The sequence below is a fragment of the Acinetobacter portensis genome, from assembly GCF_009372215.1.
GTDB lineage: Bacteria > Pseudomonadota > Gammaproteobacteria > Pseudomonadales > Moraxellaceae > Acinetobacter > Acinetobacter portensis.
Genome location: NZ_LWRV01000038.1, coordinates 39084 through 64552, shown reverse-complemented (window position 1 = coordinate 64552; position 25469 = coordinate 39084). Strand labels below are relative to the sequence as shown.

Genomic DNA, 25469 nt, shown 5'->3' with positions numbered 1-25469 from the left:
CTATTCTAACGACAATACGTTTAATTTTCTCTTATATTTAAACCACTAAATTAAATAATGATCAAACTGTTTTTCTTATGCATCAATTCCACAATTTCATCGCTTTCAAAACCTAGTCGCCAATATAAAAGTTCTAAAACATCAAGCTCATCTTGCGTGATAATTCGATCATTCCATAAACAAACTTCAGCAATACTTAGAATATTTAAGCGTTCTCGCAATAATAAACCCGACATATCTTGTAATATATCCGCTAAATCTATCGGCTCGTCCGAAATATCTTCATAAAAAACCACTTCCTCTGGAGTTAGAATTCGACTTAATATTCTCTCTCGAACTTCTAACTGACTTTCACTATTAATTTGTTGAACATGTAAAAGTGCATCAATTAAGCGGACGATATGAAGTTTTACTTCTGCTAAAGATGTTGGAATATGGGTTGGTAAAAGGTTTAACTCATATTTTACACGCTCTAATAGCAAAGCATCTAATAAGCCAATTTCACCATCTTCTTGAATGATTTTTGCCAGTTTTGTTAAAAATTGACGCGCAACACTCAAAGGCATTCGACCAATATTGCCACAAGCCTCATGAAAAATAGCGACATGAATACGTCCATCTTCATTTAATAATGCATCAACAATTGCACGACTTACTTCTGCATCTGCAGGAATAAATTCACGATATTGGCGAATCATGAGAATGGCAACCATCACTTCACGTGAGCCTGTAGAAGTTTGTAGCGCACGTTGAATTAACTCTGGGCGAGTCATGTTCGCACGAACCTCAGGATTCAAAGGCTTAATGGCATCTTTCAATGCAAAACTAATGGGAGACAAGCGCAGCAATGGCAGTGGCTGTGGTGATTCCCATGGCGTGGCATAATCTGCACTCAACTCTTCTAAAGAGCGAAATAAACTAAACCAAGGTAAATAACGAATTTTTTTTAAATTTTCGAGCTGTAAATCTTTAACCAAAGCTGGATCTAATTCAAAAATCCTCGCTTCAATACTTGGATGAATATTCATCCAACTTTGTGGGCTTAAAGAGTTTGCAAAACACATATGTGAGATAGATTCTGAAAATTCACTATGTATTTGCGAGCCTGCATGATGCACATAAATACGCAATAAAATTTGAATATTGGCATTATTTTTAATCAGTTTTTTTGTATTTAAATCATTTTCAAATGTACGCCCGCTTAATGTGATGTATTTAACCAATCGATTAATCAAAACACCTAAGCTACCCACCAACCAAATTACACCACCCAATGCAATAAAAGCCGTTGAAAGCTTATGCGGATCTTGCATATAGTTCCGATTAAACCCTCTTTTCGCCAATTTACTTCCCAACTGGCTAAACGAGGTCAAACTACTATATAAAATTTTAATTTTTGTATTTTTTGCAGTTTCGCCAGATAAAATACGATTAAATTCATGACTTAACAGACCATATAACTCTTGTTGATCTAAATTTTGTAATGCCCCCCACGTTAAGATAATCACGATATCTTTAGGATGAAAACCCGCTGTTAAGGCATTCACACCCACTTCATCTGGCAAGACATATACAGCAGGTGTTTCTATTTTAAATTTTTTCGCTAAGTTTGAAACAATTGTTAATGCTGCATATTCTTCTGGCGTACTTTCTAAAAAATTCAAAGATCGTGCTTTTAATTTTTTTGCTAAAGAATGTCCACCCGACCGATGGATATAGCATTCAATGGCTATAGACACACACATAATAGAAAAAATAATAATGACAGAACACAGACTAAATTCATTCAATAAGATGGCTTGGCTCTGATCAAAATAATGAACAACAACCCCAAGAAGAATATTAAATATCCCAAGCGTTAAAATGACCGCAATAGCCCAAATACAGGTTGTTAAAACCATATTTTTATTTTTTATAAAATAATAACTTACATCCTTCAATGTAAATTTTCCCAATATTTTTGCTGTCTATAGGAACATCATAAATTAAAAAAGCGGGAATTTCCCGCTTTTCTATGAACAAGAAAAAATTTATTCTTCTTGCAAACCTGTCAAATCTACAGATGCCGCATCAACATTTACGTCAATATAACCATCTTTACGTTTTTTTGCGCTTTCGTTACGTTGATTTTGCAAATTATCTAAATATGCTTCATCAATACCGCCCGCAACATAAACACCATTAAATACCGAGCAATCAAAGTCTTTAACTTCAGGTACTTTTGTGGTTCTTACTGCATCTTTTAAATCTTCCAAATCTTGGAAAATTAAGCGATCTGCACCAATAATTTCACGAATTTCTTCAACGCTACGACCTGATGCAATAAGCTCAGTTCTTGCTGGCATATCAATACCATAAACGTTTGGATATTTTACCATTGGCGCTGCTGAAGCAAAAAATACTTTTTTTGCACCTGCATCACGCGCCATTTGGATAATCTCATTACACGTTGTACCACGCACAATGGAGTCATCCACAAGTAAAACATTTTTGTTTTGGAACTCAAGCTCAACAGGGTTCAGCTTTTGACGAACCGATTTTTCACGTTGTTGTTGACCAGGCATAATAAATGTACGACCGATATAACGGTTTTTCATAAAGCCTTCACGGAATTTCACACCCAAGAAGTTTGCAAGTTCTAAGGCTGAAGTACGCGATGTATCTGGAATTGGGATAACAACATCAATATCATGTTCTTCACCCCACTCACGCGAGATTTTTTGCGCAAGTTTTTCGCCCATTTTCAAACGCGCTTTGTAAACTGAAATACCATCAATAGTTGCATCTGGACGTGCGAAATAGACATATTCAAAAATACATGGACGATATTCAGAGTTTTCAGCACATTGTTTTGTGAATAATTGACCATCTGCATCAATAAAAATTGCTTCACCAGGAACAACATCACGTTCTGTTTTAAAACCTAAAGACGTTAATGCAACAGATTCAGAGGCCAAGATATATTCTTTACCCAATTCTGTGTCACGTGAACCTAAAATTAATGGACGAATACCATTTGGATCACGGAAACCAATAATGCCATGACCTGTGATCATTGCAACAACTGCATATCCACCTTTACAACGCTCATGTACACGCGTTACAACATGGAAAATATCTTCTGCTGTTGGGTTTAACTTACCACGATTTTGCAGCTCATGTGCCAATACGTTTAGCAACACTTCAGAGTCTGAATCTGTATTCATATGACGTAAGTCAGTTTTGAATAAGTCATCATGTATTTCTTTTGCGTTGGTTAAATTACCATTGTGTGCCAAGGTAATACCGTACGGAGAGTTTACGTAAAAAGGTTGTGCTTCAGCACTGCTTGAAGAACCTGCAGTAGGATAGCGTACATGACCAATGCCGTAATTACCTTGTAATGCACGCATGTGACGTGTATGAAACACATCACGAACCATACCATTGTCTTTACGAAGGAATAAACGCCCTTCATGACATGTCACGATACCCGCCGCATCTTGTCCACGATGTTGTAACATCGTCAAAGCATCAAACAACATTTGGTTAACAGGCGATTTACCAGCTATACCAACAATTCCACACATAACAACCTCGCAGACAAGCTAGGATTAATAAAAAGGATTATTTGTTGATTCATCTGATTTTTCACTACTTTTTTGTGAATGTTCAGATGATAAACCCGAAGATTTCGGAGCATCTTCAGGTTTCATGTGCTTTAAAGCTTCATTTGCAGCTTCTTTAGACAATTCAGTTGCCCAAGGTGCATACGGAAGTAAATGTTGTATGAATTTAGATTGTTTCCAATGCGGTGAGCTTTCAACCCAAGGTCCAATCCCTTGCATTGTGACAAGCACAACCAATAATCCTTTCAATGTACCAAATGCACCGCCAGCCAATCTATTTAATGGCCCAAGCTTAAGCGATTTCAGTATTCCATTTAAAAGGGATGTCACAATCCATGTTGATACAATAATCACTAAAACAATGAAAGCAAACGCAGATATCTTTTGAACGACTGGATCTGAGCTCAGTGGAATCATGAGAGGCGCTAGGCTTGAAGAGTATTTTGCAGCAATAATGAGTGCAAAAATCCATCCAACCAAGTTCGCAAAGGCTTTAATGAATCCTTGTCGCAAACCGTTTAGCCCTCCAATGAGCAGAATGATCAATATAAAGACATCTAATGTATTCATATTACAGCGCGTTAATACAATCTTTAATTAAGTCTGGACCTGTATAGATTAAACCACTATACACCTGAACAAGACTTGCACCCGCTTCACGCTTCGCAACAGCTTGTTCACCAGACAGGATTCCACCCACACCAATGAGTGGAACTTGACCATTTAATGCTTTGGAAAAAGCAGACAAACATGCCGTACTCTTTTCAAATACAGGCGCACCAGATAAACCACCCGCTTCTTCGCCAAAAGGTAAACCTTCTACACCTTCACGAGATAAAGTGGTATTTGTAACGATCAATCCGTCAATCTTAAACTCAATCAACTGTTTCGAAATAAATTGAATGTCTTCAGCTTCTAAATCTGGCGCAACTTTTAAAACCAAAGGAACGTAATGTTGATGTTCTTCAGCCAATTCAAGCTGACGATCTTTCAAAGTTGAAAGCAATTCTGTTAAAGCATCGCCACTTTGTAAGCTTCTCAGGTTTTTCGTATTAGGCGAAGAAATATTTACCGTAATATACGATGCATAGTTATAAACTTTTTCTAAGCAAATGAGATAGTCATCTACTGCATTTTCAACAGGCGTATCCGCATTTTTACCAATATTAATCCCCAAAATTCCTTTGAATTTTGATGCCTTAACATTTTCAATGAGTTGATCCACCCCATCATTATTAAAACCCATACGGTTAATAATGGCTTTCGCTTTTGGTAAACGGAATAAACGAGGGTGTGGATTACCTGCTTGTGGACGTGGTGTGATGGTACCAATTTCAATAAAGCCAAAGCCTAAATCTGCTAATGCATCTATATATGCACCGTTTTTATCTAGACCTGCAGCCAAACCAACAGGGTTTGGAAATTGAATTCCCATACACATTACAGGTTTTGAGGGAACATTTTTTCGCATCAAGCCCATTTTATGGGTTGATTTCAATAAAGATAATGTCAGCTCATGTGCACGCTCTGGTGCTAAAGAAAACAACAAAGGGCGAGCAAGAGAATACAACATATCGGTAAAAGTCTACTGCTTTTTAAGTCGACACATTATAGGCATAGGTCGTAGAAAACACCATGCTTTGCAGTGTTTTATTTTTACCAGTTGATGCCCTATTGCCGATAATTCATACGATCAACTTTAAGAAATTAACACATATCAACACTTAATTTTTATTGTGTTATTTATGTAATAAATATCAATACAACATAGCATTTTTACATTTCACAAAATTTCGATACTAAGACTGAGGAATAAAGGCTTTTAATTGTGTAGATAACCCTGCCGCAATAACAGCTTGATCATAAATTCGTGCCTCAGCTAAAGAAAATGGCTGAAATGAATCTGACGTTAAAATTGAAGAAATATACGCAATGACATTCATATGACAAACCACTGCAATCGATTCATAAGGCAATTGTGACAACCACTCTACTGCAACTTTTGCATCGTCTTCAGGTTTAATGGTATTGCAAATTACCACAGGTACATCTTGAAAATGTTTTTGCAAATGAGCGAGTGTTTCTTGTGCTCTTAATAAAGGACTAACGACAAAAACTTCAGGTTTTATTATGTTTTTTAAATAATCTGCAGTTTCTTCTGCTTGTATATGACCACGAGGCGTTAATGGTCTTTTTTCATCATTACCAAAAATTGCAGGAATCGCTTCGCCATGGCGAACTAGTGTGAGCTGCATAAAAATATCCCTATCTGAATATACAAAGAGTATAACCTGCAGATGATGACAATTTGATATCATAAATTATCATCATCTTATTCATTTTTTAGCTACGTTGATGTGGCAGTACAAATTCAACATCACTTCGATGCCCTGTTTTCATCATAGAAAATGCGATAGATATTGGTGGCGCACCTTCAAAAACAATTTCATATAAAGCACAGGTAATTGGCATATATACACCAAGCGCTTCAGAACGTGTTCGAACTTGAGCAATAGTATTAATACCTTCTGCCGTTTGCCCCAATTCAGTGGTTGCTTGTTCTAAAGTTTTCCCTTTACCGAGTGAAAAACCCACTTGATAGTTCCGACTGAGTGGACTATTACAGGTTGCAAATAAATCACCCACACCAGATAAACCTAAGAAAGTCAGTGGATTCGCACCTAATTCAACAGCAAATCGGCTCATTTCCGCCAAAGCACGTGTCAAAATCATACTTTTGGTGTTTTCACCCACTTCAAATGCGGCAGCCATCCCCATTGCTACAGCATAAATATTTTTAAGCGCACCACCTAACTCGACACCATTTACATCATCACTTGCGAATACGCGAAATAAAGCACTATGCAAGGCTTGCTGAACTGCGCTGCGCACAAGCTCTGAATCACTTGCAATAACAGTTCCCGCAGGTTGTCCCGCTACAATTTCTTTGGCTAAGTTTGGCCCTGAAAGCACCCCAAAAGGAACTTCAGGAAGTTCTTCTTGAATAATGTCACTCATAAAACTAAAAGTATCGGCTTCAATACCTTTTGTTAAAGATACAATTGCTTGTGAACTAATAAATGGTTTAATTTGACGTAAAACATCGCGGAAAGAATGACTCGGAATTGCCACTAAAATAATATCGCGATCGCGTACCGCCACTTCAATATCAGAAACCGCTTTTAAATTTTTCTCTAATGGAAAATCTGGCAAATAACGTTTATTGATATGCGTTTCGTTTATTTCTTTTGCTGTTGCTTCATCACGAATCCAAATGATCGTATCGCAACCATTACGCACAGCCGTATTTGCCATTGCCGTTCCGAAACTACCACCACCTAAAATCGTTACACGCAACCCTGTTTGCTTATTCAGATTTTCTGTACCCGCTAAGCTCGCAAAATCCAATTCAGACATTTATTTACATCCTAAAATTTATAATTTATTTATTCCAAAAACGAACAAAATCATGCGTATTTATTTCTGTACGTGGCGGAATTGCTTTAACTGCCGTGCCAATATAAATAATGCCCGAAATTAAATCATTCTCACCCAACTTCAAAGCTTGTTTGAAATGTTTAGATTCAACAACAGCTCCACTACGCCACATGGTCGAAAAACCTTGTGATTGTAAAGAAAGTAAAAAGTTTTGAATGGCAGCACCCGTACTTAAGGTTTGCTCAAAATAAGGTACTTTTGCATGATCAACAAATTGAGTTAAAGCCAAAACCAATAAAGGCGCACGATATGGATGATGCTTAACACGCTCTAATTGTGCAACTTCAGTCTGTCCCATATCTGCCAAAGCTTGTGACAACAACTCACCAAAAGCATCTCGCTGATCTTCTGGAATAATGACAAATCTGGTTGGTTTGAGTCTATGATGATCTGGTGCTGTAAGTGCCGCAAGAAATGCTTTTTCTAATTGTTCTGAATTTGGTGCTGGCTCAACCAAGTGACCAATAGACTGACGTTGATGAATATTTTGATGAATGATATCGACCGCTGTATCCGTCATTGACTTCTTAATCTGCTTAAAAATTTAATTAAGATTAGCATAAACTCATCCATACGCCACATGAGTTAATTTTTATTTGATCACCCAATAATGCATTAAAATAAATGTAAATTTAACTCAACCACAGTTTTCTACCATAATGTTTATAATTTCATACAATTACTTCACTATAAACACTAAAATCTATGTTCAAATAAATGAATAACACCACTTCGAGATAAAACAAAATGAAAAAAATACTTACAATCAGCTCAGCATTTTTAGCCACTTTAGTATTAAGTGCTTGTAGCTCAAACCCAACAATGAACACGCTTGCGATACAAAAAGCAGATAATCAATACGAAGTGACAGGTTTAGGTAAGTCTGAAGTCCTTGCTAAAAATAATGCTGTTATTGCTGCAAATAAAACCTGCGGAAAATTAACCGCTATTATTTCAGATCAGAAAACAACATATAACGGTGCTTTAAAAAGCATCGTCGATGAGCAAACAGGTAAAATGATTCAAGCTGCTGCAAGCGTACTTGGCACAATTGCAGGTAAAAGCGCAGATATTTCTAAAGATGATGATTACCAAACAACGCTAACCTTTAAATGTGAAGCAAAATAACTTAGCCACATAAATTACAAACATAAAAAAACCGCTTATTAAAGCGGTTTTTTAAAGCTAATAATTCGAAATTAACAATAACCATCTAAACGAGTAAGTGGCAATTTTTGACCAATTGCTTTTTCAATTTCAGGAAGATAGAACGCATCATCTTCAGATAAGAAACTAATACTTACACCACTTGTTCCCGCACGACCTGTACGACCAATACGATGTACATAATCATCAGACTGTTCAGGTAAAGTAAAATTAATGACATGTGAAACACCATCAACATGAATACCACGCCCTGCAACATCTGTTGCAATCATAATATTATGCTGACCATTTTTAAATTGATCGAGCATTTTCAAGCGTTTGTCTTGTGCAATTTCACCCGACAACATCACCACTTTATAGCCATCACGCTTTAAATGATCATACAATTTACGCACTTGATCACGTCGATTTGCAAAAATCATGACTTTTTCAATGGGTTCATCACGTAGAATTTCCTCTAACAGTTTATATTTATCTGTTTTAGCAACCATATATACACGTTGTTCTACGTCTGCATTGGTTTTCTTTTCAGGTTCAATTTCAACCGTTACAGGATCACATAGCCATTGCTGTGCAAGATTTAAAACATCATAGCTAAATGTTGCAGAGAACATGAGTGTTTGACGTTGCTCTTTACGTGGCGAATAACGAACAATACGTTTTACCGATGGAATAAAGCCCATATCAAGTAAACGGTCTGCTTCATCAATCACCAAAAATTCAATCTGATCTAACCAAACTTCTTTTTGTTCAACAAAATCGATTAAACGACCTGGTGTGGCTACAATAATATCGACAAAGTTTTTACTTAATTCTGCTTTTTGCTTTTCAAAATCTACACCACCCAATAAAGTGACTAAATGTAGATCTGTATATTTTGTTAATTCTTTCGCATCACTTTCAATTTGCAATGCCAATTCACGTGTAGGCGCTAAAATAAGTGCACGTGTTTCACCACGAAATCGTTGTTCTTTAATCGGGTTATTTAATAAGTCATTAATTACACTTACAAGAAAGGCAGCAGTTTTACCCGTGCCTGTTTGTGCACGACCAATTGCGTCATGTCCTGCTAACGTGAATTTTAAAACCTTTTCTTGAATTGATGTCATTTTAGTGAAGCCTAATGCATCAATTGCCTTTTTCAAATTTGGATGTAAATTTAAGGTTTCAAAACCAGCTGACATATTAATGTGCACTCACTCATAAATAGAAATATTTTAATCATTATAAACAAAAAAACGCTCCAATAAACATTGGAGCGTTTTTTATTAGTCTAATTTTTCAATTAGTCTAACGGCTGAACTTCTTCAGCTTGGAAGCCTTTTTGGCCTTTAACAACACTGAATTCTACGCGTTGGCCGTCACGAAGTGAACGGTGGCCATCGCCTTGAATAGCGCGGAAATGAACGAATACGTCATCACCGCCATTGCGTTGAATAAAACCAAAACCTTTAGTGTCATTAAACCACTTAACTACGCCTTGTTCGCGAGCAGCTGTCATAAGTTAATCCTCATAGACTTAATTGAAGGACCACCCGGTGTTGCAAGCAGCAGACCAACAAAGCCTAAAAATTTCATTCTTTCTAAACTTATAATCATTCTGTGAAACTATTAACAAAATCCGGTTACATCCATTTCTAACTAGGTTGCCCAATAACTTTATAGTTACCGTAACCCCTAATTCATTTCGAGCTTATCATGGGTTTCTGACAAATAATAGAGTTTTTTCATATATCTTATTCAGATTTAAGCCTATTTATTTATCATGAATTAATTTAAGCATTTAATCTTGTTCAGAATAAATAAAAAAATCACACTTTCGCTTTTTTATGCCATTTATTAGTATAATTGAAGCGTTTTTAAACGGTTTTAAAACTTAATGGAAGATGTAAAACAAGCAATAGATATCATTGATGCCATGGGGAAACCCTGCCCAATGCCACTATTAATGCTAAAACGTGCCTTAAAAAGTGCTTCGAGTCAGCAGTTTTTACTCAAATCATCTGACCCACATAGCCAACAAGATGTTCTACGTTATTGCCAAATTAACAATCTAAAATGTGATATACAGTGTATTTCAAAGCACGAATTTCATTATATAATTACGCGTTAATTGCATTTTTTGATCTATTGGCATAAAAAATTACATTTCTTCACCATTTCCACTTAATTTAGTCGGTTATTCGCATTAATATGAATGTCATTGATATTTCATCGACACATCCTAAAGGAGTTCCTATGAGTGACAGCAGCAATCAGTTGATGCCCCTGTCATTATCAGCGCCAGGTTCAAACCTTGGGGCTTATATTAGTACTGTCAATCAAATTCCAATTTTAACTGCCGAACAAGAAAAAGAGTTGGCTGATCGCTATTTTTACGATCAAGATTTAGACGCAGCAAAAATGTTAGTGATGTCTCACTTACGTTTCGTGGTTCATATTGCCCGTAGTTATGCAGGTTATGGCTTACCACAAGGCGATTTAATTCAAGAAGGTAACTTAGGTTTAATGAAAGCTGTAAAACGTTTTGACCCAACTATGGGCGTGCGTTTGGTTTCATTTGCTGTGCATTGGATTAAAGCCGAGATTCATGAATATGTAATTCGTAACTGGCGTATTGTCAAAATTGCGACCACAAAAGCACAACGTAAATTATTCTTTAATTTACGCAGCTTAAAAAAATCGAGTAAAAAACTTACTTTAGCTGAAGCACAATCTATTGCGAAAGACTTAAATGTGACCGCAGAGCAAGTGCTAGAAATGGAAGGTCGTTTAACTGCCTACGATGCTGCATTTGAAGCATCTGGCGATGATGACGATGAAGGTTCTACTTATGTAGCCCCTGCACTTTATTTGGAAGATAACCGTTACGATCCTGCAAATTTAGTTGAAAATGAAGATTATGAAGAACAAAGTACTGCCGCGCTTCATGATGCCATGGGACAACTTGATGATCGCTCACGCACTATCCTACAACGTCGTTGGTTAGATGATGATAAATCTACCCTACATGAACTTGCTGCCGAATATAATGTATCAGCAGAACGTATTCGCCAATTAGAAAAAAATGCCATGGAAAAAATTAAAGTTGCAATGTCTTCGAATTAATTTTCTTCAAAATAAAAATGGGCTTCGTGCCCTTTTTTATTGTTTAAAATTTGTTTTGAGCATCTATACCATTTAATCAAATAAGAAAATTATGCTAAGGTTAAGCGCAAATTTTGTATAAGTGAGATGACTTATGTGGCTTGCTATTTCCGCTTTAAATTTAGCATTTGCAGTCATACTTGGGGCATTTGGGGCGCACGGACTAAAAGCACATGCAACAGAAGCTCAATTAAGTTGGTGGCAAACAGCAACTGACTATTTTTTCTATCATGCTTTAGGGTTGTTGGCTTTAGCGATTATTGCGAAAGTTGTGCCAAACTTACCTATTAAAACCAGTTTTCTACTCATCCAAATAGGTATTTTCTTTTTCTGTGGTTCTTTATACATCATGGCTTTAGGCTTACCACGTGGTTTAGGTGCAATTACCCCTATTGGTGGCGCGTTGATGATTGCAGGATGGTTAATTCTTGCATGGAATGCATTTAAATACGCCAAATAATGGCAAATTAGGGAAACCAAAGTGCAAATTTACTTAAATGGCGAACTTCAAAATACTGCATGTTCCAACTTATTAGAACTTATTCAGGAACTTGCTCTAGAGGGCAAACGCTTTGCTGTTGAACATAATGAAATGATTATTGCGAAAAGCAAATTACAGCAAAGTATCATTAACGATAAAGATCAAATAGAAATTATACATGCCGTCGGTGGCGGCTAAATTGGAGCTTCCATGGAAGATACCCCCCTTATTATTGGTTCACGTACGTTTAATTCTCGCCTGCTTGTAGGGACAGGTAAATACAAAGATTTAAACGAAACCGATCTTGCTATTCAAGCAAGTGGTGCAGAAATTGTGACTGTGGCAATTCGACGCGTGAATATTGGTCAACATCCAGATCAACCCAATTTACTTTCTGTTGTGCCTCCTGAAAAGTATACAATTCTCCCAAATACTGCAGGTTGTTTCGATGCAAATAGCGCTGTGCGTACTTGTATGCTTGCTCGTGAATTGTTAGATGGTCATAACTTAGTAAAACTTGAAGTTTTGGGTGATGAAAAAACCTTATATCCAAACATCACAGAAACCCTAAAAGCAGCGCGTACTTTAATTGACGATGGCTTCGAGATTATGGTGTATACCTCGGATGACCCGATTGTTGCGCAAGAACTTGAAAGCATGGGCTGTGTTGCGATTATGCCACTTGGTAGTTTAATTGGTTCTGGTTTAGGTATTTTAAACCCACATACTCTTTCTATTATTAAAGAAAATGCGAAAGTTCCTGTACTTGTAGATGCAGGTGTAGGTACAGCAAGTGATGCAGCTATTGCTATGGAGCTTGGTTGCGATGGCGTATTAATGAATACTGCTATTGCTGCTGCGAAAAACCCTATTTTAATGGCTTCTGCCATGAAAAAAGCGGTTGAAGCAGGTCGTGAAGCATTTTTAGCAGGTCGTATGCCACGTAAACGTATGGCAAATGCAAGCTCGCCTGAAACAGGTTATTTTTTTAAATAGCTTTTTTAAATAATCATTTGAATATTTAAATGAAGAATAAATAAAAAAGGACTCATCTGAGTCCTTTTTTATTTCACAATATTCAATAGATTTCTTTCGCAAGAAAATGAAAGATCTTGAATAGATTAAGGAATTAAACCTTCATCTCGCATTGCAATTTGCACAGACTGACGTGCAGCCACTTTATTACGCAGCGCAACAACATTTTGGTATGGCGTTAAATCATGATGAATTAAGTTTGACCAATTGGTAATCACAAATAAATACGCATCTGCAGGGCCAAAATTATCATCAACTAAATATTCATTGTCAGATTTCGCAATCGTGTCATCGATATATTTCAACAAACGATCAATTTCAGCATAGGCTTTTTGCTTCGCTTCATCATCTAATGTTGCACCAAAAAATACGGCATAAGCATCATGTAATTCTGAGTTTAGGTAGCCTAGCCACTCTAAAACTTTTGCTCGCCCCAAACCCGATGGTGGAATAAGGTCTTGTTTAGGATCATGTTGTGCTAAAAAAGGAAGAATTGCGACATTTTCAGTTAAAATTAAACCCGGATTAATTTCCAATGCAGGCACATAACCTTTCGGGTTAATGGTGTAATAATCTGTGCCTTTTTCTGTGATATGTGTTTTTGTATTAACGCGCTCTAAATCAAAATCTACATTAATTTCATTTAAAATAATATGTGATGCAAGTGAACATGCACCCGGTGAATAATAAAGTTTCATTCTTGATCCTTGTTATATCTCTATACTCTGTTTTAAATTGCTTCTGTCAAACTTTCAAGTGAAGAAACTTACTTATTTTTAGAAAATCGTAACTGTTAACTGCACATTTACATCTTCAATATTGTTCAATTGAATGAATTAATCAAGTCGAATATTCATACTTTTTTAAACAAAGTTGATTTAACATAAGCGACTTTAAAGTTTATTGAATATTGCACGTGATTAGCTTAAAAAAAGATGAATGGTTTTCCAACATACGCACCGATGTTTTGGCAGGTTTGGTGGTTGGCTTAGCTTTAATTCCTGAATCAATTGCATTTTCTGCTATTGCAGGCGTAGATCCTCAAGTCGGTTTATACGCATCTTTTTGTATTGCTGTTTCTATTGCATTTTTTGGCGGACGCCCTGCCATGATTTCAGCAGCAACAGGTGCGCTTGCCTTGTTGATGATTACACTTGTAAAAGAACATGGTTTGCAATATTTACTTGCCGCAACCGTACTTACAGGCATTATTCAAGTGATTGCAGGTTATTTTAGAGTTGCCAAACTCATGCGTTTTGTTTCGCAATCTGTGGTGTATGGTTTTTTAAATGCTTTGGCGATTTTAATTTTTGTCGCTCAACTTCCTGAAATCAGTAAAATGGATACCACAGCATATCTATTTGTGGGCTTAGGTTTAGCCATTATTTATTTATTCCCCTACCTGCCTAAAATTGGAAAAACTATTCCATCACCGCTGATTTGTATTGTAGTTTTAAGCTGTTTAGCACTTTTTTTAGGCGCAGATATGCGTACAGTAAGCGATTTAGGTACATTCCCAGATACTTTACCTATTTTCCTCATTCCGCAAATTCCACTCAACTTTGAAACACTCAGCATTATTTTTCCGTATTCCATAACTTTAGCAACTGTTGGCTTACTTGAAACCATGATGACAACAACAGTGGTGGATGAAGTTACCCAAACCGAAAGTGACAAACATAAAGAATGTCGTGGTCAAGGTTTTGCCAATATTGTCAGTGGCTTTATGGGCGGTATGGCAGGTTGTGCCATGATTGGTCAATCGATTATTAACGTGAGTTCGGGCGCACGTACACGTCTTTCTACACTTGTTGCAGGTATATTCCTACTTTGTTTGGTTGTATTTTTAAAAGATTGGCTTGCTTATATTCCTATGGCTGCACTTGTTGCCATTATGATTATGGTGTCATTTACCACTTTCCAATGGCATTCAATTCAGCAATTTAAAAACCATCCATTGTCTTTTAATGTGGTGATGATTGCTGTGATTATTGTAGTCATTGCGACACATAATTTGGCACTTGGTGTATTTGTTGGTGTTCTACTGTCTGCATTATTCATCATTAATAAGCTAGAAAGTTCGGTAAAAGTTGAATCTACACTTCGTAACAATGAACGTAAATATATTGTTTCAGGACAGATTTTCTTTAGCAGTTCAGATAAATTTTTCCAATTTTTCGACTTTAAAGAAAATGTTAAATCTGTAGAACTTGATTTAACCCATGCACATATTTGGGATGTAACTTCTGTGAACATGTTTAACAGCGTGGTGAAGAAATTCAATGAGAAAAATATTGAAGTGAATATTGTTGGATTAAATGAAGCAAGTAGCACCTTAATAGATAAATATAATTAGTTTGAAAGAAGAAAAGAGCCTATTTGGCTCTTTTCTTGTATTTTTTGTTCAATTTTTAGATAAAGCCATATAAAAGTTTGACTTGTCAGGCTCAGCACTTAAAATATCGCATTCGTAGTTTTTAACATTGCCAAAATTATGTCGAACGATCAATTAGACCAGCAAGTCGTAGAGCTGGAAAACCTGAATGAGAACCGTGAAATCGTAACTTTCATGCGTCGTTCATCTCCACTAAATACTTCTCAACGTACTGCGCTTGAACAATACGGTCAGCTAATTTTGGAATACCCAGTGGGTGATTTACGCCAACACTTTGAACATCCAGAACGCCCGCTAACTGTGGAAATTGGTTTTGGTATGGGACGTTCATTGGTACTTATGGCAAAAGCCAACCCTGAACGCAACTATGTGGGTATTGAAGTACACATTCCTGGTATTGCACAGTGCGTATATGAAGCAGGTATGGCAGGCTTAACAAATTTACGCTTACTTGATGCAGATGCAATTCAAGTATTACGTGAAATGCCTGATAACAGTATTAATGCTATTCAATTGTACTTCCCTGACCCTTGGCAAAAGAAACGTCATTTCAAACGTCGTTTTGTTTCACATGACCGCATGCCATTGGTTGAGCAAAAGTTAGAGATGGGTGGTACATTCCATTCTGCAACTGACTGGGAACCATATGCTGAATGGATGTTAGATGTTTTAGACAACCGTCCAAATCTTGAAAATATGGCAGGAAAAGGCAACAGCTACCCTCGTCCAGATTGGCGCCCACAAACGAAATTTGAGCGTCGTGGTTTAGAAGAAGGTCATAAAATTAACGACTTCCTCTTCAAGAAAATCAAATAAGATTTAAGGGCTCAATAAGAGCCCTTTTTCTTGGATAAATTTTGCTACAACACAACTAAAAGCAATCTAATCTCTATTGATGTCGTTGTAAAATTTGCTGACTGAGCAATTGATACACCGCTTTTAAATCTTCTCGTTGATCTTGCTTTAACATATTTGTATGCATGTGAATGATATTTTCATCGCCACGCATTGCAGGCCCTGTTTGCATATCTTTAGGGTCATTGACCAATGCTTTATGGGCTGTTTCTTCAATTAAGGGATACAACAAACTGAAATCGACATGTTTATCATCTACAATTTGTTTTGCCATGTCACAACAATAATTACTAAAGTTACAAGCAAAGACAGCGGCTAAATGTAAACTTAACCGTTGCTCTGAACTGTAAGAATACACTCTATTGCTTAGGCTATTTGCTAAATCAAGCAAACATGCTAAATCTTGCTCATTCATAGCTTCCACAAATAATGGTGTATTTTTCCAATCTATTTCACGTTCCAAACTAAAGGTTTGTAGCGGATAAAAAACACCTGATTTTTCATGTTTTTCACCCAATATGTTTAAATGCGTACTTCCTGAAGTATGCACAATACAGACATCTTTCAAATATGGGCTAATTTGTCCAATGACATCTGCAATCGATTGATCACTTACCGCAATAATCATTAAATCAATATTGGCATGGATCGATTTAAAATCTGCAATGGCCTCTGCCTGAACTTGGTTCGCAAGCCACTGTGCTTTCTCTAAGTTTCGACTAAAAATTTGCACAATTTGATGATGCTCACTTAAAACTTTCGCTAAATGATTTGCAACACGTCCTGCACCAATAAAACTAATTTTCATAATTTCTACACAACATTCCTTTGTTACAGCATGCCAATAAAAAAAGGCCGAATCAATTCGTCCTTTTTTTTATGTTTAAATATTAACTTGCAAATATTAATTAGAAATTTCATCCAATACATCTGCACGTTCACTGGTACGCTCAATAAAGCATTTGTTGTACTGCATTTGCGTGTTTTGAGCTTCTAAAGCTTCATCCCAATAACGTGAATGTTTCTGATAAGTTTCTTTTTCAGAATCTGATAATTGATATACAGACTTTTGTGAAATCACTTTACAGTCTACATCTCGTTTTTCAAACCAAGTTACTTGCTCTTGTTTATACTTTGCTTTTAATTCAACACTTAAATTATCCCAAGATTGATTTAATCGCTCAACTCCAGATAATTTCTCTTTATCTAATTCTTTTTTACGAATTTCGAGTGCTTTCTTGGCTAAATCTTTTTGTTCAGCTTGCTCTTTTTGGCTCTTTTCAATTTCACGGTTTCCTTCAGCATTTTCTTTTACATAAGCTTCATACTGAGCTGCAGTTTTCGCAACAAACGCAATTGCATTAATTACCGCACTTTGAGATGGAACCGTTAAACTCAAACCGTCTTTGTCTGTTTTGGTAATGCTATATTTTAAACTACCCACCAGTTGATCATTTGCAAGACTTAAATCATTTTCTCTATCTTCAAGATAATCATGAAGGTTTGTATAGCCATCCCCTTCATATCGACCACCACAATATTCACCCTCATCTGCACATGGCATTTCTTTATATGCATTTTCAGAGCGCTTTTGTAAACCTTTGGGCAAATGAACAACCAACTGACTTGAGCACTCTAAAATATTGGTATTTTTAATATCTTGAGTAAGCGTGGTCACACCTTTTAGTTCAAATTTAATACCCTTTTGAATCGTCGCTAAAATATCTTGATTGGCTTCGTAATGAGAGTTTCGAAGACTACGATCTAATTCTTTTAAATAATCTTCTTTTAAACGGTTTTGAATTTGATCGATATTCGCCTGAGCTGTACAACTCCAATCTGAAACTTCTTCTTTTACCTCACTTGCAGCAACTTCCTTTTCTTTTGGTGTCGATTTATTACAACCCACCATTAAACTTGTTGAAATAGCTAAGCTATAAATTAAAAATTTATTCATTTTGATTTTCAACCATGATTGTCATTATTTTCATGCGCATTTAAGCAAACAATTGATTAAAAAACGAGTCATAGATATCAATAATTAACAAACTTTATTAAGATGCATTAATCAAAATTCAATAAGTCATTCTATTCTATAATTTTTTCTATTTCAGAACTTGATGCAGGTTGAACCGCTTTTTCTATTTCAGGTAATGGATTTTTAACCAATACTGTTGAAGCTGCTTGCTCATCTATTTTAGGTGCATATGGTTGAGATAAAACCTCAGATGCAACATCGTTATTTTTAAGCTCTGAACTTTCAGAATTATGCTGAAAAAGTGACTTAATCACCAAAATCAAAAGTGCAATGACAATGAACAGCACTACATATTGCAATGGAAATGGTTTTTTCTTTTTATTCGAACTTGTTGAAACAAAGGCTTCAGGCTTTTTCAATTCTTCCCGAATATTTTCTAATGAATTTTTTATACCTGCCATAGCAAGCAAATCGACAGACCAATGTGGTAATGCATTTAACACCAATGGCATTTGCCCTTTAATTAAATGTTCAATCACTTGAATATCACCCGATCCTGCTTCACTTACCAACAAATTCAGAACAGGTGCAAGAGATGCATTGAGATGATGATTAACCTCTTCTGTAGATGCCTCACCACTAATATAATTTAAGATCTGCTGTGTAATATCTGAGTTTTCATCAAAAATATCAGTGATATCTGGCTCAAGTTGATTACGTAGTTTTTCAAACAATTCAGGTTTAGAATTAATAGCTGCCAATAAAATTGGATAAAAGCTAGTGAGTGCTTGTTTTTTAAATAATAAATCATCTGTTTCTTTTACAAGAACGATAGGTGTAACGTGTTGTTGTAATAGATTAATTATATTAAAAGACATCTCGCCCCCACGATTTTTAAATGTCATTACATTGTAGTTATAGGATATTTTTTAATCTATGTAAAATATTTTATTAAGCTCCTTTTATATTTCTGTAACAAAAAAGTCAGCCGAAGCTGACTTTTCATTAAATCATTTCAAAATTACGCAGTAAAAGTACGCACTGCTTTTGCTTGAACAGTTTGATTAATTAACGGCGTATTTTTACCTTGAGAGATAATTGAATCTTTATTCAGTGTCAATTCAAGTTCAGGATCAATTAATACTAAACCAGATTCAGCCACCCAACGATCATACATATTGGCCACTTTTGCAGGTGCAACAGTCACTTTTTCAACCCACTCTAAAGGCTCGAACAAACCCTCTTTCACAAGTTGAATGCCAAATGGAATATAAGTATCAAATGCTGTAAAGCCCGGAAGTGTTTCAGCAAATGGCGCCATTTTCGCAGAGCTACTTAAAGGTTCATGATGTGTACAAATCGCATCAATTACACCATCTTTTACGCCTTGGCGAAGCAACTCTTTGTCTTTTTCAGAACGAAGTGGCGGACGTACATGTGCAAGTGAATTGAAGCCATCAATCAATTGATCGGTTAAATGCAATTGGTGCATTGCCACATCACAGGTGATATTTAAGCCTTTGTCTTTTGCAATTTTAATAAGCTCTACAGATGCGCCACATGACAATAAGCCAAAGTGAGCACGTACGCCTGTAGCTTCAATCATCAACAAGTATTTTGCAATTGCAATGGTTTCTGCCAAAGCAGGAATTGTTGGTAAACCTTGACGAGATGCAACAAAACCTTCATGTACACAACCATCCTTGGCAATTTGATGTTCTTCTGCATAGAACACGACAGTCATGTCTAAACCAGCCGCATATTCTAAAGTACGAAGTACAACATCATCATCTTCAAATGTTGCATAAGCATTTGAAACAGACGTACAACCGCCCTTTTTCAAACCTGCCATATTTGCAGGTTGCTTGCCTAATAAACCTTGAGTTTGTGCACCAATCACTTGTAAATAAATGCCACCATCCAACATTGCTTTTTCAACTAAGCCGTGGATTAAAGCACCATTATCTTGAACAATTGGTTTTGAATCTGGTGGAGTAAATACGTGCAAAATACCGTTTTCACGTGCCGCTTTACCTTCAGATTTTAACGTACCATGTTGTTGCTGACCCGGTTCACGTAAACGCGCACACAAATCTAACATGGTTGGCATTAACCATTTGCCTTCACCATTAATGGTTTCTGCAACATTGCTTGATTCAGCAACCAATTTACCATTTTCGATATATACAGTTTGTACGCTGTCCGTTTTAGCAATTGGGTCTAAGACACGTACATTTTCAATTTTAACAATACTCATGACTATCCCTTATACCGCAATCGCTTCTAATAAACCTTTTTCTTGCAATTGACCTTGCATAGACAACGCCAATACTGCCATACGAACAGCAATACCGTTTGTTACCTGATTCAAAATCACCGATTGCGTACCATCTGCAATGCTTGAATCGATTTCTACGCCACGGTTCATAGGTCCTGGATGCATCACGATGCAATCTGGTTTTGCTAATGCAAGACGTTCTTTATTTAAGCCGTACATTTTGTAGAATTCAGATTGTGACGCCAATGCAGGAGAATCGATACGTTCGTTTTGAATCCGTAAAGTAATAATCACGTCGCAATTTTGAATACCGTCTTCCATATTATTGAATAAACGAACACCTTCGCCATATTCACTAAAACCATAAGGAAGTAATGTATTTGGTGCAATCACACGAATGTCTTTACAGCCCAATGTTTGCAATGCTGCAACATCCGAACGTGCAACGCGTGAATGCTTAATATCACCAATAATGGCAATAGAGATATCTTCAAAGTTTTTCTTGGTTTCACGGCGAATGGTGAGCATATCTAACATTGCTTGCGTAGGATGTGCATGACGTCCATCGCCCGCATTAATAATGGCGATGTTTGGACATACATCTTTTGCAATGAAATGTGCTGCACCAGAAGATGAATGACGCACCACGAAGATGTCTGCCGCCATTGCTTCTAAATTCCAAAGCGTGTCACGTAAAGTTTCACCTTTAGATGTACTTGAACGTGCGATATCAATATTTAAAACATTGGCAGAAAGACGTTTTGCAGCGGCTTCGAAAGTGGTACGTGTACGGGTAGAATTTTCAAAGAAGAGATTCATTACCGTACGACCTTCCAGAAGATTGTTGGTAATAAGCTGATTTTGGTCATTAAAAAAGGACTGTGCAGTGTCCAATATTTTTGTAAGAGTTTCTTTAGATAGACCTTCAATGGTCAAAAAGTGCTTTAGGTTTCCGTTTTGGTTGAGCTGAATCTGGCTCGGGGTATGCAGTGCCGCCAAATACATGGTGGATTCCTTATATGCTAAGTCAACATATTATACAGACATTCACGCTAACTTTGCAGTGAAATAAGGCACCGAATGATCAAAATACATTTAACAATTACAATTAAAAACCCAATATCCAATAATAATTTCAATTAGATAGTTTTATCAAAATTTATAAGTATCGAATTTCAAACATGAATTTAAGTATACAGAGAATTTTGAGATAGGCTTATTTTGAATAAGGGTTCTGTTCAACATATTTTGCATCGTAAATCAAAAAATATGAACTTATAATCTTTTTACAATAAATCCGTTTTAATAGACCTCCACAATTTAATTGCCTAAATCGCCCCTATTTTATTGCTATTTATCGGATCTAAGCCGAATAATGAAGGAACTTTGAAAAAAAATTGGCGATATACAATACTTTCAAGCCATCTTAAAGCATAATAGCGTTATCCATATTTTGTATTTTTAAGATTTAATGAGAAATCATGTTATTTCTCCATCGAATAAATCTTAAGCATTTCTGTATTTATCCTTATTAAAGAAGCATTTTTATGAAAATCGTCATTCTTAATAAACCTTATGACGTTCTCTCTCAATTCCGTGCTGACGAAAAACATCAAACGATGGCAGATTTCGTTAACGATCCTGACTTGCGTCTTGCAGGTCGTTTGGACATGGACTCTGAAGGTTTAGTATTTTTAACCGATCACGGTGGTTTAAACCAATATATTACTAATCCTGAAAATAAGAAATTTAAAACTTATTTGGTTCAGGTTGAAGGTGATGTAACTGAAGAAGCGCTTGAGCAACTTCGTAAAGGTATCGAACTTAAAGATGGTATGACTTTACCTGCGAAAGCGGAAAAAGTTGAAGAGCCTGAATGGTTATGGGAACGTGTTCCTCCTGTCCGTTTCCGTGCTTCTGTGCCTACGTCTTGGGTTGAAATTTCTATTTGTGAAGGTCGTAATCGTCAAGTTCGTCGTATGACTTCTGCGGTTGGTTTCCCTACTTTACGTTTAATTCGTACTAAAATTGGTCAAATCGATTTAGTTCAAATGGCGTTAAAACCAGGTGAAACGAAAGAAATTGAGCCTTTGTTATATCCTGATTTTCAAAATGTTCCTGCGGAAGAGCCGTACCGTTCACGTTCTTATGTGAAGAAACCAGGTGGTACTGGTGGTAAGCCTATGGTTCGTAAGAATAAAGATGGTTCTGTGAAGAAGTCTTCTGGTACGAAGCGTATTTGGCAGATGGATGATAGCGAGAAACCGAAGCGTAGAACCAATGGTACGACTCGTCCAAATACGAAAGCGCCACGTGGTCGCGGACGTAATGCTCGTTAAGATTTAAAAATTTGTTATAAATTAAACCCCTCAATTGAGGGGTTTAATTTGAGTATATGAAATATCAATTTGATCACCATTTGGATTTTTCTGAATACTCATTTGCCAATATTTATTATAGTTTTTGCCATACCTATTCTTATAATTAAAGTTCAATTTCACACAAACACTTTGATAGTTTGAAATTCTCACTCTATCTTCATCTGATAAATCAATCGCTACCAGCTTAATCTCACCGCCCTCCCAAACTTCAGCTATAAAATGCTGACTGCCATTATTATCCTTAATTTTAGCTTTTCTCGCTTCTTTTCCTTTATTCATAATATCTAAATACACAATAAAACGTTCTTTGTGACCTATTAAGTCTATAGAATTTCCAAACTCATCATATTCATAAATATCATCTACAGTTTCTTCATAATGATAACCCTTGATTTCCCAACAAGGCTCTACACTTATATTCATTGCTTCATATTGCTTATTTTGTACATCCACCATTTCTCTCTGCTGTTGAACACTCTCTTTCATTTCCATGATTTGCAAATTCAGTGCTTCAGCTTGTTGTTTTAAAGAATCCGCTTGCTGATTAATCGCAATGGAATTTTACTCTAACTGCTTACTTTGTTGTAAATAACCTAAAATCAGCCAAAAAAATGCTATCGGCGCAACTATTCCTGCTAATGCATCGCCTAACTCATTTAAAGAGTTTGGTAACTCATAACCCTTTAGAACAGCAAATAGAAAAATAAGAAGCAACCAAGTAACTGTTCCAACCATTCCCCAAATCAAACTTTTAGAATTCACTTTATTTTTCTACTCATAAATAATTAATTTTAGGCAATAAAAAACCCATACCTAAGTATGGGTTTTACATGAACCTTCAACTATATGCAACTAAGCTTTAAGCCATTTTTCAGCTTTTGTCGCATCTTCAACTTTAAGTTCAACTTCTGTTAAAACAGAACCCGAAGCATTCACTTCAAACTGCATAAACTCATCACGGCGGAACGCATAAACAGTAAATACACCTTGTTCTTTCGCATATTGCTCAAGTAATTTTGCAGATGCTTTCACACCATCAATAGCAATAATCACATCTTGAGCAGAAAGACCTGCTTTCGCCCCCACACCATCACGACGCGCAGACTGAACCACAACACCTTCAGGCTTATCGGCAAGTTTCAAACCAAATGGCAAAGTCTTATCATTTTTTAAAGTATAAGAAACACCAAATTCAGGGAATAACTGATCTAAAGGCAATTCATCTGTTGTATTAATCAAGTGATTAATCTGCTCAGCCCAATCATCACCTGTAAGCGCATTGCACAATTCATAAATGGTACCTTCATTCACTTGAATACCATTTTGTGCATTTTCATACAATTTACGCATTAAGGCATCTAAGCTAGAACCACGTAAACGCAAGCCCAAATCTAAACAAAGCGCAACCAAACAACCTTTGTTGTAATAGCTTGTACCTGCATTATTCGAGTTTTCATCTTGACGATAAAACTTCACCCAAGCATCAAAACTACTTTCTGCAACCGTTTGAACTTCACGACCTGGGTTTTGTAAATAACGATCAATTTGTGCTCTTAACAATTTAATGTATGAATCTTGGTTAATTACACCGCTACGAAGCAAAATTAAATCATCGTAATACGAAGTGAAACCTTCAAAAATCCACAATAAAGACGTATAGCCTTCACGGTTTAAATCGTAATTCACAAAGTTTTCAGGACGGATAAATTTCACCAACCACGAATGAAAATATTCATGGCTACATAAACCTAAAAAGCGTTGATAATTTTCAGATGGTTCTACAGGCTCATTAGCTTTTGGCAAATCATCACGCGGGCTAATTAAGCTTGTACTGTTCGGATGCTCTAAGCCACCATAACTATTGGCTGTTGCCATGGTCATAAAAGTATAGTTTTCGAATGGCGCAGAACCAAACATTGAAATTTCAGTTGAACAGATTTTTTCAATATCTTGTTTCATACGTTCAGCATTCATTTTATGCTGACCCGAAACAACAAATTCGTGTGCAATACCATTTGTGTCAAAACTAAAACGCGTTTGATCTGCCAATTCAAATGGAGAATCGATCAATTGAGCGTAGTTTTTCGCTTTTAAAGTATAACGACCTTTCACCAAGCTTTTAGACTCTAAGCCCGTTGCCAATTGGAAATGTTTTAACTCAGGTGGTAAGAACACTTCAACTTCAACAGGTTTATCTTCCTGACCTTCTAAACCAATACATGCACAAGCAGGATTAATATATAAACGGTTTTGATCTACATATGCGCCACGTACAGATAAGTCATACGCATATACCTCATATTCAACCGTAATTAGCTCATGATCTGTATTAAACAAACGCCATTTGTTCTTTTCAAATTTGCTAATTTTTAAAAGGCGACCATCTTCATCCGATGCTTTTACAGATTCGATATGCTTAGAAAATTCGCGAATTAAATAGCTACCCGGAATCCAAGTCGGTAAAGTCAGAACTTGTGTCGGATCTGCCAAAAAGCGAAGTGTTACGTGTACAAGATGTTGACGATAATCGTCAAATTCGATTTGATAATGAAGCATAATAGGCAATTCGAAAAATATTTTACAAAACTTATATCTAGCTTATCATTTTTTTCAAATACAGTGCTGAACTGTATTAAATGTCTACAT

General features: G+C 36.2%; 27 protein-coding genes. 9 read left to right on the top strand and 18 right to left on the bottom strand.

Features of this window, described 5'->3' with window-relative positions; all coding sequences use genetic code 11:
* Positions 1-50 precede the first annotated feature (50 nt).
* The 7 genes from A6M14_RS03620 to A6M14_RS03590 all read right to left on the bottom strand — a co-directional run bounded on the left by A6M14_RS03620 (position 51) and on the right by A6M14_RS03590 (position 7626).
* Complete coding sequence (locus A6M14_RS03620) at positions 51-1940, bottom strand: M48 family metallopeptidase (RefSeq protein WP_152873653.1); 1890 nt, start codon at positions 1938-1940, stop codon at positions 51-53.
* 90 nt (positions 1941-2030) lie between these two features.
* On the bottom strand, positions 2031-3569 hold the full coding sequence (gene purF, locus A6M14_RS03615) for an amidophosphoribosyltransferase (protein ID WP_152873652.1): 1539 nt from the start codon (positions 3567-3569) through the stop codon (positions 2031-2033).
* Between the two features lie 24 nt (positions 3570-3593).
* Positions 3594-4178 (bottom strand): CvpA family protein, encoded by a 585-nt coding sequence (locus A6M14_RS03610; protein WP_152873651.1) that lies wholly within the window; start codon positions 4176-4178, stop codon positions 3594-3596.
* A 1-nt stretch (position 4179) separates the two neighbouring features.
* Positions 4180-5181 carry a quinone-dependent dihydroorotate dehydrogenase gene (locus tag A6M14_RS03605; RefSeq protein ID WP_152873650.1) on the bottom strand — a complete coding sequence of 334 codons (1002 nt, stop codon included), beginning with the start codon at positions 5179-5181 and terminating at the stop codon, positions 4180-4182.
* 226 nt (positions 5182-5407) lie between these two features.
* On the bottom strand, positions 5408-5863 hold the full coding sequence (locus tag A6M14_RS03600; protein ID WP_152873649.1) for a SixA phosphatase family protein: 456 nt from the start codon (positions 5861-5863) through the stop codon (positions 5408-5410).
* 88 nt (positions 5864-5951) lie between these two features.
* The gene (locus A6M14_RS03595; protein ID WP_152873648.1) at positions 5952-7025 is read right to left on the bottom strand and encodes an NAD(P)H-dependent glycerol-3-phosphate dehydrogenase; all 1074 of its coding nucleotides are present in this window, start codon (positions 7023-7025) and stop codon (positions 5952-5954) included.
* A 25-nt stretch (positions 7026-7050) separates the two neighbouring features.
* Positions 7051-7626: a nitroreductase family protein gene (locus A6M14_RS03590; protein ID WP_152873647.1), complete on the bottom strand. Its 576-nt coding sequence runs from the start codon at positions 7624-7626 to the stop codon at positions 7051-7053.
* Positions 7627-7853: 227 nt separating this feature from the next.
* Here A6M14_RS03590 and A6M14_RS03585 point away from each other — a divergent pair, with 227 nt between their 5' ends.
* Positions 7854-8234 (top strand): putative periplasmic lipoprotein, encoded by a 381-nt coding sequence (locus A6M14_RS03585; protein ID WP_152873646.1) that lies wholly within the window; start codon positions 7854-7856, stop codon positions 8232-8234.
* Between the two features lie 71 nt (positions 8235-8305).
* Here A6M14_RS03585 and rhlB read toward each other — a convergent pair whose 3' ends face one another.
* Positions 8306-9457: an ATP-dependent RNA helicase RhlB gene (gene rhlB, locus A6M14_RS03580; RefSeq protein WP_152873645.1), complete on the bottom strand. Its 1152-nt coding sequence runs from the start codon at positions 9455-9457 to the stop codon at positions 8306-8308.
* A gap of 101 nt (positions 9458-9558) precedes the next feature.
* Positions 9559-9774 carry a cold-shock protein gene (locus tag A6M14_RS03575; protein ID WP_004280099.1) on the bottom strand — a complete coding sequence of 72 codons (216 nt, stop codon included), beginning with the start codon at positions 9772-9774 and terminating at the stop codon, positions 9559-9561.
* Between the two features lie 378 nt (positions 9775-10152).
* Here A6M14_RS03575 and A6M14_RS03570 point away from each other — a divergent pair, with 378 nt between their 5' ends.
* The 5 genes from A6M14_RS03570 to A6M14_RS03550 all read left to right on the top strand — a co-directional run bounded on the left by A6M14_RS03570 (position 10153) and on the right by A6M14_RS03550 (position 12897).
* Entirely contained in the window at positions 10153-10386 is a 234-nt protein-coding gene (locus A6M14_RS03570) for a sulfurtransferase TusA family protein (RefSeq protein WP_152873644.1), read from the top strand.
* 125 nt (positions 10387-10511) lie between these two features.
* Positions 10512-11381: an RNA polymerase sigma factor RpoH gene (rpoH, locus tag A6M14_RS03565; protein WP_152873643.1), complete on the top strand. Its 870-nt coding sequence runs from the start codon at positions 10512-10514 to the stop codon at positions 11379-11381.
* Positions 11382-11514: 133 nt separating this feature from the next.
* Positions 11515-11880 carry a DUF423 domain-containing protein gene (locus tag A6M14_RS03560; protein WP_152873642.1) on the top strand — a complete coding sequence of 122 codons (366 nt, stop codon included), beginning with the start codon at positions 11515-11517 and terminating at the stop codon, positions 11878-11880.
* Positions 11881-11901: 21 nt separating this feature from the next.
* Positions 11902-12099: a sulfur carrier protein ThiS gene (gene thiS / locus A6M14_RS03555; RefSeq protein WP_163123823.1), complete on the top strand. Its 198-nt coding sequence runs from the start codon at positions 11902-11904 to the stop codon at positions 12097-12099.
* Positions 12100-12111: 12 nt separating this feature from the next.
* Complete coding sequence (locus tag A6M14_RS03550) at positions 12112-12897, top strand: thiazole synthase (RefSeq protein ID WP_152873641.1); 786 nt, start codon at positions 12112-12114, stop codon at positions 12895-12897.
* Between the two features lie 125 nt (positions 12898-13022).
* On the opposite strand, the gene A6M14_RS03545 is transcribed toward A6M14_RS03550, so the two are convergent.
* A complete protein-coding gene (locus tag A6M14_RS03545) occupies positions 13023-13634 on the bottom strand; it encodes a glutathione binding-like protein (protein WP_152873640.1) in 612 nt (203 codons plus the stop codon).
* A 218-nt stretch (positions 13635-13852) separates the two neighbouring features.
* On the opposite strand from A6M14_RS03545, the gene A6M14_RS03540 reads away from it, so the two are divergent.
* Positions 13853-15292, top strand: coding sequence for a SulP family inorganic anion transporter (locus tag A6M14_RS03540; protein WP_163123820.1), 1440 nt, complete (start codon positions 13853-13855; stop codon positions 15290-15292).
* Between the two features lie 138 nt (positions 15293-15430).
* A complete protein-coding gene (trmB, locus tag A6M14_RS03535; protein WP_152873638.1) occupies positions 15431-16147 on the top strand; it encodes a tRNA (guanosine(46)-N7)-methyltransferase TrmB in 717 nt (238 codons plus the stop codon).
* Between the two features lie 73 nt (positions 16148-16220).
* On the opposite strand, the gene A6M14_RS03530 is transcribed toward trmB, so the two are convergent.
* The 5 genes from A6M14_RS03530 to A6M14_RS03510 form a co-directional block, all read right to left on the bottom strand.
* Positions 16221-16994, bottom strand: a complete 774-nt coding sequence (locus tag A6M14_RS03530) for a Rossmann-like and DUF2520 domain-containing protein (protein ID WP_152873637.1) — start codon at positions 16992-16994, stop codon at positions 16221-16223.
* A 96-nt stretch (positions 16995-17090) separates the two neighbouring features.
* Positions 17091-18143 (bottom strand): DUF1311 domain-containing protein, encoded by a 1053-nt coding sequence (locus tag A6M14_RS03525; RefSeq protein ID WP_152873636.1) that lies wholly within the window; start codon positions 18141-18143, stop codon positions 17091-17093.
* A 131-nt stretch (positions 18144-18274) separates the two neighbouring features.
* Complete coding sequence (locus A6M14_RS03520) at positions 18275-19042, bottom strand: hypothetical protein (RefSeq protein ID WP_152873635.1); 768 nt, start codon at positions 19040-19042, stop codon at positions 18275-18277.
* A 143-nt stretch (positions 19043-19185) separates the two neighbouring features.
* Positions 19186-20421, bottom strand: a complete 1236-nt coding sequence (locus tag A6M14_RS03515) for a dihydroorotase (RefSeq protein WP_152873634.1) — start codon at positions 20419-20421, stop codon at positions 19186-19188.
* Between the two features lie 9 nt (positions 20422-20430).
* Entirely contained in the window at positions 20431-21447 is a 1017-nt protein-coding gene (locus A6M14_RS03510) for an aspartate carbamoyltransferase catalytic subunit (protein WP_152873633.1), read from the bottom strand.
* A 542-nt stretch (positions 21448-21989) separates the two neighbouring features.
* Between A6M14_RS03510 and A6M14_RS03505 the strand changes: the two genes are divergently transcribed.
* Positions 21990-22781, top strand: coding sequence for an rRNA large subunit pseudouridine synthase E (locus tag A6M14_RS03505; RefSeq protein WP_152873632.1), 792 nt, complete (start codon positions 21990-21992; stop codon positions 22779-22781).
* A 30-nt stretch (positions 22782-22811) separates the two neighbouring features.
* On the opposite strand, the gene A6M14_RS03500 is transcribed toward A6M14_RS03505, so the two are convergent.
* The 3 genes from A6M14_RS03500 to A6M14_RS03490 all read right to left on the bottom strand — a co-directional run bounded on the left by A6M14_RS03500 (position 22812) and on the right by A6M14_RS03490 (position 25379).
* Complete coding sequence (locus A6M14_RS03500; RefSeq protein WP_152873631.1) at positions 22812-23315, bottom strand: hypothetical protein; 504 nt, start codon at positions 23313-23315, stop codon at positions 22812-22814.
* Between the two features lie 69 nt (positions 23316-23384).
* Positions 23385-23585, bottom strand: coding sequence for a hypothetical protein (locus A6M14_RS03495; protein WP_152873630.1), 201 nt, complete (start codon positions 23583-23585; stop codon positions 23385-23387).
* 90 nt (positions 23586-23675) lie between these two features.
* Positions 23676-25379 (bottom strand): M61 family metallopeptidase, encoded by a 1704-nt coding sequence (locus tag A6M14_RS03490; protein ID WP_152873629.1) that lies wholly within the window; start codon positions 25377-25379, stop codon positions 23676-23678.
* Positions 25380-25469 lie beyond the last annotated feature (90 nt).